Consider the following 18,374-nt stretch of genomic DNA (forward strand, 5'->3'; position numbering starts at 1 on the left):
TTTATGATATGCGTAGATAATCGCGGCGATGAATCATCATTGGAAAAAAGAAAACTATACGAAGTGCTGACTGACAGGATAGCTGAAACACATTGCCATATAAGAGTTGTTGATGAATTGGGCGAAGATTATTTATATCCTGAAAAGTTTTTTGCACCTGTACGATTGCCCCCATATCATAAAAGAAAAATTAGCATCAGAGACAGCATAACATTTCACCTGACCCCTTCCCTTTGCATAAAAAGTTTGCTTCATCTTCATCTGGCAACTTTTCCCCTTTTCCGATTGATATATTTTTTCTTGTGGGTATAGTACTGTTGCAAAATTATACAGCAACATTTTTATATGTACCGTACTATTATTTATTTTCCCTGATAATAGTGTTTTCCACGAATTATCAGGATAATTTATTTTGACAATCAATGGTTGGTATTCATAACGGAGGAGATCATGACAACAACACGAAAGCTGCACATTACCGAGTTTGACAAATCGCGACTCGAAGAACTCATCGCTGTGGCCGAGGAATTCGGTGGTCAAGACAGAAAGGATTTAGCGTCTTTGGCAGAAGAATTGGAGAGGGCGGAAGTCGTGTCGTCCAAAGACGTGCCTGCAGATGTGGTGACCATGAACTCAAAGGTTGTCCTGCGTGATCTGAGTACGTCAGAAAAAATGACCTATGTTTTAGTCTTTCCAAAAGATGCGAACATTGCTGCGGGGGCTATCTCGGTTCTCGCCCCTGTGGGCACGGCGATCCTGGGATACGCCAAAGGAGATGTTGTGGAATGGTCTGTCCCGTCTGGGGTGCGCCGTATCCGCATCGATGACGTTCTTTACCAGCCGGAAGCGGCCAGAGATTATCACTTATAGGTGCCAACAAGGCACTGCACTGGGCGAGGATTCCGATGCGCACCATCCCCGCCAGTGCGCTTTGACATTAATGCGGCTGATGTATACCTTCAAAAAACTAGATACCTACATGGTTATCAAGGCTGACGGCCTAAAAACGAAGATAGATAAAGACATCGATAAGATAAACCCCTTATCCAATCTTACTCCCATTTGGAAAAATCTCATCTTCTTCAACAAATAGATGATATGGCCAACAGACTGGTATCATTTAACAAACCCATCAAGCTTGACTTTAGAGCAAAGTTCGGTCTGCCGGTTGAGAAAAACACAGAGCAACATAAAAGCCAAGGATATACAAAGGAAAATCAAAAGGGCTTTAATTCTTCTAAGTTGTACTGTTCAAAAGAGATGGATTTGTTCATTGCTTAACTAAAAATATTGAATTTCCCACATACAATGTACATAATCGGTCATTACATTACTGTCAAAGAACTCGCCTGCGGGCCTTTTTCGCCTAATTCTTCAGAAAATCGTACCTCCATTCCCTTTTCCAAACGGGCAAAATCATGGTTTAAGACGCTATTTTTGTGAAAATAAATCTCCCGCCCATCGGCAGAAGTAATAAAACCATATCCCTCTTCAGGGAATAAATTGCTGATATGGGCAATGGGTATTTCTTCGTGGTGTTTTACCTTTCCACTCCGCTGAACAACAAAATCTTCCAGCTTCCGGCGCATTGCGTTAAAGGAATCTTTTACCGCCAGGTGAAAGTCTTCGTTTGGCTTGCGTTTTATCACAAGTTCCGTACCGGGAATGGTCACAACAACCTTCACATTATAAAAAAGCCCTTTGTGTTCACGGTGACGAAGGGCTTCCACCACTACCCGACAGCGGATAATCCGGTCATAAGCGGCATCTAACTTTTCCGCATACTTGTGAATATCCGCCTTGTTTGCTTCGGTTAAGTCAAAATCACGTGCAACAATTTCAAGTAAAAAATTCATGACGTCCCTCCCTAAAAATTCCTTGCCATTCTAACGGATAAAAAGCATATCACTATCGTAAAAACGTTCAAGATACTTCCTGTATATGAGGTAAACAACCCCCTTGCTCCCTTAATAAAGGGGAATACGGTACAGTCAGCAAATTGCAGATTGTGGACTGTGGAACGTAGAAATTATTATAAAAACCTCCACTTATTGAGAAGTTCCCTGTCAATAACGTACCGCTTGCTACTCTCAACTCAAAATGAACCGGAAAAAAATGCGGGGAGGCACTCTTGTCTTGCAGGAGCGGTATTTTCAACCACTCAGGTTCTCCTTATGGGAAAGAGTTTATGGTGATATTTTACTGTTCGGATTCATTGGCAGTCCGGTATTGAACCGGACTTAAAAGATCTGCAAGTTCGTTCGGATTGGATATTTCAATATGTAAAAACCATCCCTTACCGTAAGGGTCTTCATTTATTAATTGTGGACTTTCCCTGAGTTCCTGATTAATTTTTGTCACCTTGCCGGAAAGGGGTGCATAAATGTCATATGCAGCTTTTACTGACTCAACTACTGCACAGGGAGCGCCCATCTTCAGTTCTCTTCCTATTAACGGCAATTCGACGTACACTATGTCCTGCAATTGATGCTGGGCATGGTCAGTAATGCCAATGGATACTTCATTCCCGTGTATTTTTTTTACCCATTCGTGCGTTTTTGTATACTGAAGTTCTTCTGGTATATTCATTTTTTTGACTCCCTCTTATAAAACGGGGTTTTTACAATTCGTGCTTCGTGATAATTATCCCGGATTTGTATTTGTATCTCTTCCCCGGCTATTGCATGCTGAATGGTAATTCTGGCAAGGCCAATACCCTTTTTCGTCGTTGGGTTAAATGTTCCGCTGGTAACTTTTCCTATCTTCTCTCCCTTTTTCAGAACAGGATAATCGTGACGCGGAATACCCTGATCCAACATTTCGAATCCAATTATTTTATGTTTGACGCCCCCAGCCTTCTGTTCCTGCAGTGACTCTTTTCCTATAAAAGAATCTTTGCCAAACTTCACCGTCCAGTCGATAAGGGTCTCCAGGGGAGTTACCGTTTCGTCCATATCGTTTCCGTAAAGCATAAAACATGCCTCAAGGCGTAGCGTATCCCTCGCTCCAAGCCCAACAGGCCTCAGTCCCTTCGCCTCGTTTTTTTTCAAAAAAATATCCCAGAGTCTGAGGGCGTAAGTTGCATCAACCAATATTTCCACACCATCCTCACCGGTATATCCCGTTCTTGAAATAATCATGGGTAAATCATCCAGAAAAAATTCATCAAAACAAAACCTTTTGAGGTACTTAAAATCAGTCTCCAGGGTATTTTTGAGCATTTGCAGGGCAGACGGACCTTGTAATGCGATAATTGACATTTCATCAGTGACATTTTTTAATTTCAGAGACCAGTAGGGTTTTGCCTGTTCCGTTAACCACGCCAGGTCCTTTTCAGTATTTGCACAGTTTACGATAAAGAGAAATGCATTTCGGTTCATTTTATAAACCATAATATCGTCAACAATGCCTCCTTTTTCATTGCACAGAGGTGAATAGAGAGCCTGTTTTTCCGACAATGGCGCTGCGTCATTCGTAATCACCTGCTGCACAAAGGAAAAGGCGTCATCTCCGGAAATCTCAAATTTTCCCATATGGGATATATCGAAGATACCGGCATTTTTTCGAACAAGGAGGTGTTCATTGATGATGCTGTCATATTGGATGGGCATCAGGTAGTTATGAAAAGATACCATCTTTGCATGGTATTTAAGGTGTGATTCATACAGCGGCGTTTTTTTCATCACAAAATACCCCTTAAGTGCGCAAATATCGCCACAATTCAGGCAAATACCTGTGCGTTAATTCCATCGTAAGACAGGAAAAAATCTTACGGAATTATGATGAAGAGTTTTTACACTTCAGTTATCGTAATGGTAACCGCACGTTTCCCTGATGTGGAAAAAGAAATCGTTTTTATTGTACGGATACAGGGAACATAACTGCGGTCTTTGATCATATACCTTACACAGTGAAAGCCCTTTTTCATCGTAGCATAGATTTTTGCACCGGATCGACGCCTGGCAGCAACGACCGCACCGCAAGCAATTGCCTGCCCGCTCTTTAATTGACACACGAACTTCCTGTTTATTGAATATATAATAAATGCGTCTCCATGCCTGAAGCAAAAGCGCGGAACAAAAGATATCAACTCTTTGAATAATTTGATGAACTTTTTTTATTTCAAGCCTGCTAATAAGCTCTGTCACTAATTTCTACCCTCTTCTTAAATTTTCTATCAAATAATTTCCCGCAAAGAATAATTGGTTCATTTTGTTTAAAAAAGGCAGATCCCATTCCTCTACTAAAACCACTTACCGAAAATAAAACATCCGGGCCTTAGACCACAAGAAAGAAGGAAGAGGCATTCTCCGCCAAAATCCTTTGACCTAAAATGATTACAAAGTTGTATGGCAATCTGTTTTTGTACTAAATTTTTAAAACGATATACGTTTGCAATTCATAGCAAAATTATTTATTTCAGTCAAGACAAATGCTCGTAAATTACTGACTTGTTTTTTGTAAAGAACATACTTTTTCAAAAATCTAAACTCTTACTACAATTATTCACCATCGAACTTGATATCTTTCACTTCAAGTTCTATACTGCTGTTATTCATCCAGTTATTTTCCTTTAAAACGACCGCCAGTGAACATGTGCTGCCATTCTTTAGCAGCCGGTCAATTTCATCGCCCATGCCAAATCCGATAGCCTTCATAGACACATTGCCTTGTTTTACATAGAAGCTGAGGTGTTGTCCATTCGATCCTATACGGCGCGGTTTACCGGCAATCTGCAGGTCTTTTATGGCAAACACGGGGATATGGTTTCCTTCGCCATGGGGAGATAAAAGTTGCAATTCCATTAATAATCCCCTGTTTAACGTGGAGAGATCAACCGCTACGTCAATATTCAGAAAAGGAACAAGGTCTTCTTTCTGGAGTTTTTGCGCCATCATCCGATTCAGCAATGTGCGAAAATCTCCTATATTGTCAGGATGAATCTTTAATCCCGCCGCCTGGGCATGCCCCCCTACGGAAATTAACATATTTTTGCAACATTCTAACGCATCCAGCATATGAAATGATGGTATGGAACGGGCAGAACCATGCCCAATCTCATCGGCAACGGCAATCATTACCGCGGGACGGTTAAACTCCTCTGCAATTTTTGAAGCGATAATTCCGACTATTCCCGGGTGCCATTCCTGGTCTGCCAATACAATCGCCAGCGTTTCATCGAGGTTTATTTCATCTACGATTTTCTGCCTGGCAGCGGAGAGTATGTCAAGCTGCATCGCCCTTCTCCGGTTATTTTCCTCTTCCAGAAAAAGTGCAATTTCTTTTGCCTTTTCATTGCAGGCCGTTGTTAGCATCTCAACAACGACTCCTGCATCGCTGACACGGCCGGGTGCGTTTATACGGGGACCTAAACGGTATCCTACATGGGAAGTGTCAAGGTTTATATTGGTGAGTGAAGATACCTCCAGTAGCGCCTGCAGTCCAGGTATTTTTGTTTGCTGCAATGCCCCAAGCCCATATTTTGTCAGGATACGGTTTTCGCCCACAAGCGGAACCACGTCGGCAATAGTCCCCAGCGCAACCAAACCCATAGCACTTATAAGAAAATCCTTAAACTCATTCGATACCTTTTTTTGCGGAAAATAATGCTGCCCAACCGACCATGCCAGCATGAAAGCAATGCCAACCCCGGAAAAATCCCGGAAGGTCTTTTCCGTTGCCTTTAATTTTGGGTTAATTATTGCAAATGCATCCGGGATTTCCTGTGAAGGCTGATGATGGTCGGTAATAATAAGCTCAATGCCATATGATCGTGCAATCTCCGCCTCCCTGCATGCGCTAATGCCGCAATCAACCGTTAAAATAAGATCCGTACCCCCTGCTTTTAACTTAGCAATGGCCTCCGCATTTAAACCATACCCTTCTTCCAGCCTTTCAGGAATATAGTAATTTACCCTTGCATCAAACATTTTTAAACAACGGTACATGAGGGCGGTGGCGGTTAAGCCGTCAACATCATAATCGCCATAGATGACTATTTTCTCTCCGTTGCGTATGGCTTCATTAATTCTGACTGAGGCTTTTTCAATATCGGGAAGGTTGGAAGGGTCTGATAATGTTGATATTTGAGGCTGAAGAAAACCTTTCGCTGCACCTACATCTGTAATGCCGCGGTTAATGAGTATCTGTGCAAGTAAGTTTGAAATTCTAAGATTACCTGCAATCTCCGTTTGAAGTTCGATATTATTCGGGGCAATGAACCACCTTTTACTCATAATCCTGTCGCACCAGCAGCGTTAAACCGTCATAAAGAATTCAGATAACCGTCTTCAAAATCTCTCTAAAATTACAAAAATATAACACGATCAGAGGCATTCCGCAATTGAATAATATCTATTTGCTGCTTTTATTCCGCCAGCAGGCATTTATCTTCTTTGCTTTCGGTGTATAATCTTTTTATTGAAAAGCATCTTGTGATGTGATAACATTTTTTCTCTATGCGCTCTTCATATCACATTAGTACAGAAACAAATTGTAATTATCAACCTCGCCACTAGAATCTTTTATTAACGTTTTACCCGTAGCGCGTAAGTTTTAAAATGAAAAATACTTCATTCCTTTCCGAGTGCGGAAAACTACTCTCCTTTGCGAAACCCTATTGGAGACAGATGGCGATTGCCATTGGCTGCATGGTGCTTTATACTGCGGCGAATGGTATTCAAATCTCGCTGATTAAGCCGGTTATAGACAAGCTGGTATCGGGAGAATTAACGACCGCGACAACTACAGCATTGCCGGCCATCGATATAGACCCCCAAACCGACCTTAAAAAAAACACAAGGTCTCCACTGAGTGAATTTAAAAAAAACACCTTAAACAAATTTTCTTTTATCGGAAAATTGCGGGAACGAATGACGCGTTCCTTCACCAGTATTGGCATAGTAATAGCCATTCTCGCTCCGGTTATCTTTTTTACCAGTTATTTTCAGCAATATTACAGAAATTTCGTCAGATGGGCTGTTGTTGTGAATATCCGGAACAAGGTCTGTGACCACTTGTTGCCTCAGCCGTTAAGCTTTTTCGAGAACAGAAAAAGCGGCGATCTTCTTTCGAGATTGACAAACGACGTTGCTGTTACACAGGCAGGTCTCAAGGTGCTCTTTGATGAGGTGTTATTTCTGCCCATGCAATTGATTTGCGGGCTAGTCCTTGCATTCTATTTCAGTTGGAAATTATCTTTGTTTTCTTTAATTATTTTTCCGGTAGTTTTCATCCCTGCTGTTTTAATCGGAAAAAAGATAAAGAGGCACGGTAAAGGAAGCTTACGGCATCTCTCCGAACTCACAGATGCGTTTCGCGAGATATTTGCAGGGATACGGATTGTTAAATCATTCAGGATGGAAGATGAAGAACGTCGCGAAATTCATTTCATCGGAGAACGCTTCCTTCGCAGAACGCTAAAAATGGTAAAGGCAAAATCATTGAACAGCAGTACCAATGAGTTTATTTATGCGGTAGGGCTTGCCGCAATGGTTATATTGGGCGGCTATGTAGTTATGTCCCATCAAATTACTCCGGGGGAACTTGGCGGATTTATTACCGCAATTGGTTTTATGGTAATCACCTCTGTTAAGAAGATCGCAAAGAGCTACACGGGCTTGCAGGAATCTCTCGCCGGTGCAAACAGGGTATTTGAATTATTTAACATAGAGTCAAATATAAAGGACTCCCCTGATGCCGTAACGCTTGAAAAAATAGAGGAAGGCATATTCTTCAACAATGTGAGTTTTTCCTATGAAGGGAAAAAAGAACATGTGTTGAAGAATATATGTCTGAACATACAAAAGGGCGAGGTAATCGCAATCGTAGGAGAAAGCGGCGCAGGGAAATCCACCCTCGTAAACCTGATCTCCCGTTTTTACGACCCGACAGAGGGTTCTATTGCGATTGACGGTATAGACCTCCGCCGGATAAAGCGGGAATCGCTTCTTTCGCATATGGCATTGGTTACGCAACAGACATTTTTATTTAACCGGAGCCTGTATGAAAATATTCTTTATGGCAGACGGGATGCGACAATGGAAGAAATCCAGCATGCGGCAAAAGCGGCCAATATTCATGAATTTATCCTGTCCCTCCCGGAAACATACGATACTATCGTGGGAGAAATGGGAGTGAAATTATCCGGAGGACAGCGCCAGCGAATTGCAATTGCGCGTGCTATTCTGAAAAATGCCTCCATACTGTTGCTGGACGAAGCAACATCCTCCCTCGACTACGAATCGGAAAAATTGGTGCAAGACGCATTGAATAATCTTATTGCCGGGAAAACCACCATCATTGTCGCCCACCGGCTTTCCACTATCCAGCATTGTGACAGAATCATTGTGATGAAACAAGGCCAAATCGTTGAAACAGGCAGCCACGCATCCCTCATACATGATGACGGGGAATACAAGCGTGTTTACCAGTTACACTCAAATGCACTCCATACATGAAGATACTCATTATCGGCTCGAATGGTGCGCTGGGGTGGGAACTAAGGAATGGGTTGCCGCATCTTTCTGAAACAGAAAAACAACCCCTCTCCGTCATTTGCGCCAGTCATTCACAAATAGAAATCACCAATGCCTCAAATACTTTTGAGGCGATTGCCAGAACCATGCCAGACGTAATCATTAATTGTGCCGCATTTACCGATGTTGATGCCTGCGAAACAAACATCGGCAAGGCATATGCCGTGAATGCAGATGGAGCGAAAAACGTCGCACTGGCGGGAAAAAATCTGCATGCCCGGGTCATCCATATCAGCACTGATTATGTTTTCGATGGCGCTAAGAATACACCGTATAACGAAACAGACCTGCCTCGCCCACTTTCGGTGTATGGCAGATCGAAACGTGCAGGAGAGGAGGCAGTGCAGGAAATAAACGGCAACTATACCATTATTCGAATTTCACGGCTTTATGGACAGCATAAAAGCAATTTTGTAACAAAAATACTGCATCTCGGATTAGAAAAACATGTCGTGTCTGTAGTAACAGACCAATTTGGAAGCCCTACCTATGCCGCAGATCTTGTCCATGCTCTCTGGTATGTTCTTTCGCTTGATCTTCATGGCATTTATCACATTGCGAATGATGGCATTTGTTCTTGGTATGAGTGGGCAAGGGAAATCTTTAGATTGTCAAATATACAGGTATCTCTCCAATCCATTAAGGCAGAAGACTTTAAACGCGCAGCCACGGTACCTCAAAACTCCTCATTGAATTGTACAAAGTTTGTACAGGCAACCGGACACAAAATGAGACCATGGCAGGAAGCATTGGAAGATTATCTGAAAAAATATGTACTCCGCTAAGGGTGGCACGGATAAACTGGTTTGCCCGTGAAATTGCTTAGGCTCATTTTAATCAGAGGCGTGATGTCCTACTTCCGTTCCATTTTTACCCTAAGCCCATAGAAATTTATGAGGATTCGCAGAGCAGAATTTGTGTTTTAAATTCGTATCCAGAGAGAGATGAAAGAAATTCTCTACATAATCCTTATACGAATCCACACCAAACAGGTTAACCGGAAAATCACTGCCAAAGAGTATGCGATCCCCAAACCCTTTATCAACGATTCGTTCCTTTAAAAAAGTATAAGAATCTCTACTATTCCCGATATAGGAAAAATCCGCATAGACGCCTTTATACCCGCCCATAAGCTCCATGATGGTATTCAACCACGATTTATGGGGTTTATTGTTATCAAACCCACAATGAGCAAAATTGATTTTCAGATTCTCATATGCGGAAAGTACGTTTTTCCACTTTTCAGGATTGGTATATTCCATGCCGTGATGAGCAGTTTTAAAACCGCCGGGCGAACAATGTACCGTTATCGGAATGCCCCTTTCACTGCAAAATTGATAGAGATAATTTACCTTGTCAAATTCCGTGGCGGTATCGATGGGTTTATCCTCGTGGTAGGGCCAGGGATCAAACCCCAGGGGTGGATATAATTTAACTCCCGCAAAGAAATAACTGCGCAGGTCGTCAATCCCTTTCACAGGAATCGTCTTTTCTTTCTTTTTTGTATCTTTCTCATCAAAAAAGTACTGCTCCCTGTTTTTTTTAGCAAAGGTTTCATATTTTGTATTCGTATATTCCCCAAAATACTTTTCAAGCATTTTGGGAATATTATTTTTTTCGTTTAAGCGGGTACGAACCGATTCCTCTGACATGCCATCTATTTTATCAATCAAACCTTCATCAATTTGGACATGGGAAGAGATTGTGCGCAAATCATTTCCCAGGGTTTCGATTTCTTTATAAAATACCAGCTTGCCCGTCTTTTCAATATAAGTAACGTTATTTTCCAAAGTATCTCTTACATGCTCTTTTATCCCTTGAGGGATTTTTCTGCTCTTCAGAAAATGGTAAAATGCGTCTCTTTCCTCTTTTGGAACCACTTTCACAATTCCCAGGTCGTAATTCCTCGTATTAATTCCCAGAAAGGGATAAATATCGAGTAATTTAACAGGACTCATTTCCCTATACTCCCTTATCCCGTTGAAAACATCGACAACCTGCTCCACAACTGGTTTCCTGGGCGGTTTATTATAATAAATTCCTTGCATGTCAAAACACTTGTAACCAAAATCTATTACCAGAGGGGTAATAACCATTTTATTGTACTTTAGTGTTTTCCCCTCTTTTGTTTTGATATGTATTTCATTCCCGGTTTCTTTCCATTTCTCTTCGATATTTTTTATAAATGACGCATATTTGTACGTTGATGAGGTACGATATTCATTTATTAATTCCCTGAACCTTTCATCCGCAGACAGGATATCCATCTCCATAGAAAAAAATAAACTCCCCGTATTATTCTCAATAATGGAAAGAAGATTGACATTTTTTTTAAGCGTGTTTGTTATGAGGTCGCTTTCCCCTGAAGCTATCTTTCGTAAAGCCCACAGAGCAAAAACCAGGGCAGTTAAAACGACCGAAAATGCACCAACCAAAACGATATCGCTTACCTTACCTGAAAGGAAATATTCATATTTGCTTATCGCAAGTAATACGATTCCGGAGAGAACGCCACTTAAGACAATCAATAGTGTTTTCAGTAGTTTCACACTGAAATGTATCCCCAATAAACGGCAGATAACCTGGAGAAATTTTCCTTTCCCCAACAGATCGGAAAAGGACACCGCCCTGTCTTTTAAAAAGCGATTCAAAAAGGCAAGAAGCCCTGCATGGCTCAAATTCAGCGCATGACAATGGACATCGTAAAATATCTTTTTCCCCTTTTCTTCCATATAATTTCTCCTTACTATGGTTAAGGTTTCCGCTTTAATACATTTCTACGAATTACACATGGCTTCTTATCCACCTGCATAATCGACAGGGATGGGCAGTCTGCAGAATTGCATTTGCCCGACTATATAAAGCGGGAAAATATGTTTGGGATGAGACATGGAGCACCTTATCAATAATTTCTTTGCTTTTTTGGCAAAATATTTAATGGTAAAATGTTAACGTTTCCCGGTATGTGATACCACGAGCAAACGTTCCTTTGACGAAAAACCTACCGTGATTAGTCTATGTTCGCCAATTGAATGGTCAGGGTCATCAAAAGTAGCTGACAAAGGGTCATAAAATACGGTTGATGCTTCTTCAAAATGGACGCTATATTTTTTATGGTTCTTCTTTGTTTTTTCGGGGTCACATTCAAATTCCATTACTACCACCTTTAAATTATCTGGGGATATTATATCGGGAAACGGCTGACTGAGGTATCCTAACTTCGATACTTTTAAGCATTAGTACGGTGTCCCCTCAATTCCGGCGTACATTGATTTGTTAGAAGATTTTTTATAAATTTTATAGCCTGTTATAAATAGTTTCCGGAACGATTTTCATTACCAATCCAATAAGCCTCCATCGTTTAGTTATATAAGCATGTTTCTTCTTCCTTTTGATAGCGTTATATATTTGTTGTGCTGCTTTTTGGGGAGATGCAACCCAAAAAAGTCCGTCACCTTTTGCCATTGCTGTATCTACAAACCCTGGCTGAATATCTGTAACTGTAATGGATGACCCTGATTTTGCCACCTTTTTCCGTAAGCCTTCCATATAGTTTGAAACAAAGGCTTTTGATGCATTGTATGCAGGAGCGTCGCCGTCCCCTCTAAGTGCTGCTATAGACGATAGGCCTACCAGATGACCGGAACCCTTCGATAAAAATTGATGTATAGCAACATTTGCTATTGCAGCAAAACCAGAGACATTAACATCAATGGTTTCTTTTTCCGGGGACCATTGTAAATCCTTGTTAATAAATCCTACACCAGCGTTAATAATGATAATGTCCACCCCTTCCATTTCTGCAATTAGCTCTTTGAGTTGGTTTATTGCTTTATCTGTTTGAGAAACATCAATATGTTTTGCGAAAGAATTATTGGGAAGTTCGTTCTTGAGATCATCAAGCAGGTGAGTCCTTCTGCCTGCAAGTCCAACTATATAGCCATTTTTAGAGAAAATCTTTGCTAATTCCCTCCCGATTCCTGATGTCGCACCAACAACAATTGCTTTCTTTGTCATATCATCTCTGTCTCATTTATTGCCACTAACGATTGAGATCATCTGCCGCTATGGAGCGGAGCGGAATAGCGGTCAGGTGCAGCGCCTTGTTAGGTTCTGATTCTATTAATCCAATATATTGGTTCACGGTGTAAGTGTGCAATAGCGATAACATAAATATGGTCTTTTTCAATGGAGTATAATACTTTGTAAGGAAACTTATGAAGAATATACCTTCTAATGTTTTCACTTTCTTGAGAACCAATTTCAGGCATTTTTTTGATTATATTAATAGCTCTTTTAACTTCTTGTTTAAATCTTTTCCCTAAACCTATCACTTCCATTTCATAATATTCTTTTCCATCATCCAATTCTAATTTGGCAAAGTCGTCGAATATTACTCTCATAAAGCTTATCTAAACACCTCTTCTGCGGGTATCCCTTTTGTTTTGCCGGCTCTGTAAGCCTTAAGTCTGGCCTCAGCTTCCTGTATCCATTTTTTTGATATCTCCGGATCTGGTTTATCTAAGCTGGTTATCAAAGCCTCAATTAATATAATTTTGTCCTGCGGTTTTAATTCTAAGGCTTTTGCGATTAATGCATTATTAACTGACATAATTGTATTCCTTTCTATTTATTTTTACCCTAACTACGAAATACGAAACAAATCCTAAATTCACGCCGTTTGATACATAATTATCTAACAATAATAGATGTACCATTGAATGTTATCTAACTGGGTAAAATTTTCAAATGTTCAAAACCCGGTTTTTTTCATTGGGATTTTGTATTTTGGGATTTGTTTCGTACTTCGAATTTTGTATTTTTTATTTCTTGCTTGCTTGTTCGGTTCTGGCTATGCCAGCTTAGGTAAAAGTCCATTAAAAAGGTTCTCTAATGGTCAGCGGATCGCACCTTATTTTTCCCTTCCCTTTTTGCCGTGTAAAGGGCGTCATCCGCCTTTTTGAAGAACATATCGGTATTCGTAATATTTTTGTCCAACGCAGCAACTCCTAAACTAATAGTTATTTTTCTTGAATGTCCATGGAACCTGTATTCTTCTGAGGCGATGCTTTCCCTGAATCGTTCCGCCACTTCAATGGCTGACTTCAAACTGGTTTCCGGGAGAATGCCGCAAAATTCTTCCCCACCATAGCGTGCCAGGATATCGGTAGTTCTTAATCCGGACGCAACTCTCGCAACCACCTCGCGGAGGACAAAATCACCATACAAATGACCACAGGAGTCGTTTACATTCTTAAAATTATCGATATCAAAAATAATTAGGCAAAGAGGTGCGCCGTATCTCCTATGCCGTTCAAACTCCTCCCTCAGTTTATCCTCTAAATATTTGCGGTTAAACGACCCGGTCAGATAGTCCCTCCTTGTGGCGTCCAGCAGTTTATGCTCGTATACAACTATTTCAGTGACGTCCCGCACTGTAATGCATATGTATTCTATCTTTTCATTTCCGTTGCGAATGGGAAATATTGAGCAGCTCTGCTGCATATAGTCAAACTGTAAGCCAAAGGAGCTTACAGGCCTGAACGGGAAAATATAATGATGCAGTTTTTGTGAAAGAAAGCAGAAATTTTCCGAAGGCGAATATCGATTTACAATTTCGCAAAAATTTCCGGTTGTTTAAATTTGGAAAATAGTCAAACAGCACCGAGCCGGTAATATCCCCGGCAGGTATTCCGCTATTCATCTCCATCCATTGGTTCCAGTAATGGACTTTAAATTCAGCATCCAGTATAACCAGTCCTAAATTTATCGAATTGCAGATTTGCTCTGGAATTTTATTCATAGTTCTTCATAAATTTATCAACCGCTTCTCTTATCTTATCGATAGAATCCATATTAATAAGAAGAAACAAAAAGCCATCAACATCCGCTTTCTCAAATTGAAATATGGTTTTAAGGATAACCGCATATCCTTCTCCATCGAAGAAATTCCCCGGCATGTCTTCATAAAAATACTTTCCATCGATATATCTTGGCGGAAGATAAGAAACGACATCTGACAACAATTCCGCTATTTTGCTGAGACAAGCACCGATTATAATATTTCCCACCTCCGTTAACGTTTCCTTTTCCAGCAAATTAATGGACATGTTTGCAGGCATTTCATTATATTCTTCCAGCAATGAAATAAATGATTTACCGCTATCCATGGAAAAGACAAGATACGCAATACCTTTGAATTCAGAGGTATAATGTTGTTCAACGATATGCAAATCTTCGCCGCCATCAAAAGTGCTGCCAATAAAGTCCCGCAGTTCTTTTGAATGCACTATTTTTATCTCAGGAACGTTTAATGTAGCATGCAATTCAATAACCTCGGAAAGTGACGCCGCCGCATTTCCAAATGCAATATTAATGATCTCTTTGAGCGCATCTATTTGTAATTCGCTCAGAAAATTCCCTGAAGTATCTTTCATTTTTTCTCTTTACTTACCTGTATATCTTTTGCCTTAGCTATAGCATTAATTATATCTTCTTTTTTAGGCGGCTTTCTCAACAATGTTAATGCCCCCAATTCTTTCACTTTTTCAATAGTCTTTGGCTGAGTATCCGCGGTTATCACAATGACTATAGCGTTTTCATCGATTTTTTTTATTTCTTCAAGCGCCTGAATGCCTGACATTACAGGCATTGTCATATCCAGAAAAGTTATATCAGGGGAAACCCTTTTAAATTCTTCAACACCCATAAAACCATCAGACGCTTCATATATCTCATATGAGGCATCTTTTAAAATACAATTTTTTACCCCCAATCTGGCAACAACAGAATCATCTACAATCAAAATTTTTTTTATCATAATTCACCCTTTCAATAAATATCATTACTGAGGTATTTAATATCAGGGCTATTGAATGATACAAAAACCCATTCATTCTTCTGATATTGTAAAAATGACTCTTTATCGGAACCAGGATGTGGATGTTTCTTTTGGATTGAACTTGGCGTGGCATTCGTCACACCCATTCACTACTTTAAAAAATGCTGCCATTGCTTTATCCTTGTTCTTTTCCTGACATGCATTCACCAATTCAAGCGTATCTAAGTGGAATTGGACGTCCAGCTTTACAAATTCTGTCGGTAAATCATTCTTATTTGCCCCTGTATATACGACAGGACTTGAATTTTTCAATTTTTTTGTATCTTGTTGAATAGCTTTCCAGTCTTCTTTGTTAATAGAGGCCTGCAAATGTTTCAACAACACCTTAATGTCTTTCATGTGAACGATAAAGCCTTTTTCATTTTTAATAAAATCATGTTCCCTTTTGGAAGAAACCTCTGATTGATTCATAGCGGTTGCAGATATTTCTTCTTCATGCCTTTCCTTTTCACTTTTTCCGCAACCCGCAATACATAAAATGAGTATCGCAAAACTAATATATTTTTTCATATTCGGGCCCAATTTACCTTTTTAAAAAAGTTAACATAATACGGATATATTAAATTTTTTACTTTAAAAATTCAATCGCATTAATAGTGTAAAGGTTTTTTAATTCAATATCCCCAATGTTTTCCCTATTTTTTCAAAACATCCTACAGCCCACAAAAGGTCGTTTTCGCTATGAACAGCAGAAAGCATTGCACGCAGACGAGACTTCCCAACAGGAACGGTCGGATACCCGATTGCTTGTATAAAAATCCCCTCTTCATACAATTTCCGGCTAAACTCTTTTGCCAATTTGGCGTCTCCAACCATTATTGGAGTTATTGGCGTTTGCGTTCTCCCTATGTCAAAACCTGTATTTTCCATTTGTTTCTGGAACAATGCGGTGTTTGACCATAGTTTTTCAACCCGAACCTTTGATTCCATAAGGATATCCACTGCTGCAATACATGCCGCCACATCAGGGGAGGTTGCAGCGCTTGAAAAAAGAAAAGGGCGCCCTTTTTGGGACAGATAGTCCGTCAATTTTTTACTCCCCGCTACATAACCACCTACTACTCCAAATGCCTTTGACAGCGTGCCAACCTCGATATCTACTTTCCCCTGCAGTTTAAAATAATCAACAATGCCTCTCCCGCCTTCCCCTAAAACACCCTCGCCATGTGCATCATCAACAATCGTAATGGCATTGAATTCATCCGCAATGTTAACAATTTCCGGCAAGGGAGCGATATCTCCTTCCATGCTGAACACGCCGTCCGTGATTATCAACCGTTTTCCGGCATTACTTTCCTGCGAAATTTTTCCTCTCAGATCATCAGGGTTACAATGTCCATACCTGATAATTTTTGCCCCGGAAAGGCGGCATCCATCAATAATGCTCGCATGATTCAGTTCATCAGAAAAAATGACGTCATTTTTGCCAGCAATAGCGGGAATGACTGCCAGGTTTGCGCAAAATCCTGATTGAAAGGAAATGGTGCTCTCCACGTCCTTAAAAAGAGCAAGTTTCCTCTCCAGCTCACAATGCAACACAGTGGTTCCTGAAATTGTCCTTACCGCAGAAGGCCCTACGCCATATGCATCTATCGCCCCCTTCGCAGCAGATTTCAACCGGGGGCTATTCGCAAACCCGAGATAATTATTTGAGCAGAGATTTAACACCTTCTTTCCATCTGCGGTGATCCATGCATCCTGAGGGCCTTCAATGGTTCTTATGTTGACGAAAAGCCCCTCTTCTTCAAGTTTTTCCAGTTCGTCATGAATAAAATTAAGGCGGCTCATTACTCCAGAATCCTTTCTTTAACAGTTGCAGGGGTCTTTCAAATCCATGCAAACGGAATGAAATTACGGCATGACCTGCAAAACAACCTTTCCACACATGCCATCTCTCATTAGCTGCATGCCCTTTTCGTAATCTTCCAGTAAAAACGTGTGTGTAATAACCGGTCCAGGATCCACCAGCCCGGAAGACAGAAACCTGGACGTCTTATACCACGTAGAAAATATCTTTCTGCCGGTAATCCCATATATGCGTATTTTTTTAAAAATAACCTCTCTATTCAGATCAATATCAACAGGGGTTTCATATATCCCCAAAATCGATATTCTTCCACCGGGAGTAAGAGACTTAAGTCCCTGATCAAGCGCCAGTTTATTGCCGGAAAACTCCAGAACCACATCTACGCCATTTCCCTCCGTCGCTTCCAGCACACAATTCAGGATATCTGTGTTTTTCGGATTCGCCACAATATCCGCACCCATCTTTTTACCGATATCCAGCCGATAATCATTTGGGTCAGAAACAATAATGAGAGACGCCCCGCATGCCCTTGCTATACCTACGGCAAAGAGACCAATGGGACCTGCCCCCAAAATAAGCACCGTTTTTGAAGATATATCCTCAGACATTACCGTGTCAACAGCATTTCCAAACGGCTCCTGAATTGTCGCCCATTCATCAGGAATACGAGGATCATCTTTCCACAATACATGCTCAGGCAGGCTAAGGTATTCGGCGAACGTTCCATCGTAATCAATCCCTAACAATTTACTTTTTCTGCATACTTCTCTGTATCCATTCTTGCATTGGTAGCAGTAGCCGCATGAAATGTGAGTTTCCGCAGAAACCCTCTCCCCAGCTTTAACAAACGTAACCTCCTTCCCAACCTCCTGCACATAACCGGCAAACTCATGGCCTATAATACGGGGCGGCGTAAAGCGCTGCTGCGCCCAATATGTCCAGTCATCTATATGAACATCCGTTCCGCATATAGAGGCAACCTGAACCTTAATTAAAACATCTTTTGGGCCAAGCTTTGGTTCCGGCATCTTTACCAATTCCAGCCCACTGGCACGATTTGCTTTCACTACCGCCTTCACACAAAAATCCTTTCACAAGAACCGTATATTTATAACGCAACTACAAGCGG

At 40.8% G+C, this 18,374-nt stretch carries 21 protein-coding genes; 4 read left to right on the plus strand and 17 right to left on the minus strand.

Annotated elements, in window-relative coordinates:
* The first annotated feature begins 3 nt into the window (after positions 1–3).
* Positions 4–312 carry a hypothetical protein gene (locus M5U24_RS15465; protein WP_164994256.1) on the plus strand — a complete coding sequence of 103 codons (309 nt, stop codon included), beginning with the start codon at positions 4–6 and terminating at the stop codon, positions 310–312.
* A 138-nt stretch (positions 313–450) separates the two neighbouring features.
* Positions 451–870: a nucleoside diphosphate kinase regulator gene (gene rnk, locus M5U24_RS15470; protein WP_099324678.1), complete on the plus strand. Its 420-nt coding sequence runs from the start codon at positions 451–453 to the stop codon at positions 868–870.
* A gap of 455 nt (positions 871–1,325) precedes the next feature.
* Here the strand turns inward: rnk and M5U24_RS15475 are convergent, their stop codons facing one another.
* The 5 genes from M5U24_RS15475 to recJ all read right to left on the minus strand — a co-directional run bounded on the left by M5U24_RS15475 (position 1,326) and on the right by recJ (position 6,236).
* Positions 1,326–1,856, minus strand: a complete 531-nt coding sequence (locus tag M5U24_RS15475) for an HPF/RaiA family ribosome-associated protein (RefSeq protein ID WP_099324680.1) — start codon at positions 1,854–1,856, stop codon at positions 1,326–1,328.
* A 343-nt stretch (positions 1,857–2,199) separates the two neighbouring features.
* Entirely contained in the window at positions 2,200–2,589 is a 390-nt protein-coding gene (gene gcvH / locus M5U24_RS15480; protein ID WP_099324681.1) for a glycine cleavage system protein GcvH, read from the minus strand.
* Positions 2,586–3,683 carry a glycine cleavage system aminomethyltransferase GcvT gene (gcvT, locus tag M5U24_RS15485; RefSeq protein WP_099324682.1) on the minus strand — a complete coding sequence of 366 codons (1,098 nt, stop codon included), beginning with the start codon at positions 3,681–3,683 and terminating at the stop codon, positions 2,586–2,588. Before gcvT ends, gcvH begins: the two co-directional genes overlap by 4 nt.
* Positions 3,684–3,793: 110 nt before the next feature.
* Positions 3,794–4,015 carry a hypothetical protein gene (locus M5U24_RS15490; protein WP_099324683.1) on the minus strand — a complete coding sequence of 74 codons (222 nt, stop codon included), beginning with the start codon at positions 4,013–4,015 and terminating at the stop codon, positions 3,794–3,796.
* Positions 4,016–4,502: 487 nt separating this feature from the next.
* Positions 4,503–6,236 carry a single-stranded-DNA-specific exonuclease RecJ gene (gene recJ, locus M5U24_RS15495; RefSeq protein WP_099324684.1) on the minus strand — a complete coding sequence of 578 codons (1,734 nt, stop codon included), beginning with the start codon at positions 6,234–6,236 and terminating at the stop codon, positions 4,503–4,505.
* A gap of 324 nt (positions 6,237–6,560) precedes the next feature.
* Between recJ and M5U24_RS15500 the strand changes: the two genes are divergently transcribed.
* Both M5U24_RS15500 and rfbD read left to right on the plus strand, forming a co-directional pair.
* The gene (locus M5U24_RS15500; protein ID WP_099324685.1) at positions 6,561–8,459 is read left to right on the plus strand and encodes an ABC transporter ATP-binding protein; all 1,899 of its coding nucleotides are present in this window, start codon (positions 6,561–6,563) and stop codon (positions 8,457–8,459) included.
* Entirely contained in the window at positions 8,456–9,322 is an 867-nt protein-coding gene (rfbD, locus tag M5U24_RS15505; protein ID WP_099324686.1) for a dTDP-4-dehydrorhamnose reductase, read from the plus strand. The genes M5U24_RS15500 and rfbD overlap by 4 nt, the downstream gene beginning before the upstream one ends.
* A gap of 90 nt (positions 9,323–9,412) precedes the next feature.
* Here the strand turns inward: rfbD and M5U24_RS15510 are convergent, their stop codons facing one another.
* From M5U24_RS15510 to tdh, 12 genes are all read right to left on the minus strand, one after another.
* The gene (locus M5U24_RS15510) at positions 9,413–11,269 is read right to left on the minus strand and encodes an amidohydrolase family protein (RefSeq protein ID WP_099324687.1); all 1,857 of its coding nucleotides are present in this window, start codon (positions 11,267–11,269) and stop codon (positions 9,413–9,415) included.
* A 216-nt stretch (positions 11,270–11,485) separates the two neighbouring features.
* A complete protein-coding gene (locus M5U24_RS15515) occupies positions 11,486–11,692 on the minus strand; it encodes a BrnT family toxin (protein WP_099324688.1) in 207 nt (68 codons plus the stop codon).
* Positions 11,693–11,834: 142 nt separating this feature from the next.
* The gene (locus M5U24_RS15520; protein WP_099324689.1) at positions 11,835–12,554 is read right to left on the minus strand and encodes an SDR family NAD(P)-dependent oxidoreductase; all 720 of its coding nucleotides are present in this window, start codon (positions 12,552–12,554) and stop codon (positions 11,835–11,837) included.
* Positions 12,555–12,643: 89 nt separating this feature from the next.
* Positions 12,644–12,940: a type II toxin-antitoxin system RelE/ParE family toxin gene (locus tag M5U24_RS15525; protein WP_099324690.1), complete on the minus strand. Its 297-nt coding sequence runs from the start codon at positions 12,938–12,940 to the stop codon at positions 12,644–12,646.
* Between the two features lie 5 nt (positions 12,941–12,945).
* Positions 12,946–13,149, minus strand: a complete 204-nt coding sequence (locus tag M5U24_RS15530; protein WP_099324691.1) for an addiction module protein — start codon at positions 13,147–13,149, stop codon at positions 12,946–12,948.
* A gap of 278 nt (positions 13,150–13,427) precedes the next feature.
* Complete coding sequence (locus M5U24_RS15535; RefSeq protein ID WP_099324692.1) at positions 13,428–14,042, minus strand: GGDEF domain-containing protein; 615 nt, start codon at positions 14,040–14,042, stop codon at positions 13,428–13,430.
* A 4-nt stretch (positions 14,043–14,046) separates the two neighbouring features.
* Positions 14,047–14,340 carry a PAS domain-containing protein gene (locus tag M5U24_RS15540; RefSeq protein WP_099324693.1) on the minus strand — a complete coding sequence of 98 codons (294 nt, stop codon included), beginning with the start codon at positions 14,338–14,340 and terminating at the stop codon, positions 14,047–14,049.
* The gene (locus M5U24_RS15545) at positions 14,333–14,974 is read right to left on the minus strand and encodes a chemotaxis protein CheC (RefSeq protein ID WP_099324694.1); all 642 of its coding nucleotides are present in this window, start codon (positions 14,972–14,974) and stop codon (positions 14,333–14,335) included. The genes M5U24_RS15540 and M5U24_RS15545 overlap by 8 nt, the downstream gene beginning before the upstream one ends.
* Positions 14,971–15,357, minus strand: a complete 387-nt coding sequence (locus M5U24_RS15550) for a response regulator (RefSeq protein WP_099324695.1) — start codon at positions 15,355–15,357, stop codon at positions 14,971–14,973. Before M5U24_RS15550 ends, M5U24_RS15545 begins: the two co-directional genes overlap by 4 nt.
* 102 nt (positions 15,358–15,459) lie before the next feature.
* Positions 15,460–15,948: a hypothetical protein gene (locus M5U24_RS15555; protein WP_099324696.1), complete on the minus strand. Its 489-nt coding sequence runs from the start codon at positions 15,946–15,948 to the stop codon at positions 15,460–15,462.
* 99 nt (positions 15,949–16,047) lie between these two features.
* Complete coding sequence (locus M5U24_RS15560) at positions 16,048–17,226, minus strand: glycine C-acetyltransferase (protein ID WP_099324697.1); 1,179 nt, start codon at positions 17,224–17,226, stop codon at positions 16,048–16,050.
* A 63-nt stretch (positions 17,227–17,289) separates the two neighbouring features.
* On the minus strand, positions 17,290–18,324 hold the full coding sequence (tdh, locus tag M5U24_RS15565) for an L-threonine 3-dehydrogenase (protein WP_099324698.1): 1,035 nt from the start codon (positions 18,322–18,324) through the stop codon (positions 17,290–17,292).
* Positions 18,325–18,374 lie beyond the last annotated feature (50 nt).

The organism is Candidatus Kuenenia sp. (assembly GCF_027493735.1).
GTDB lineage: Bacteria > Planctomycetota > Brocadiia > Brocadiales > Brocadiaceae > Kuenenia > Kuenenia stuttgartiensis_A.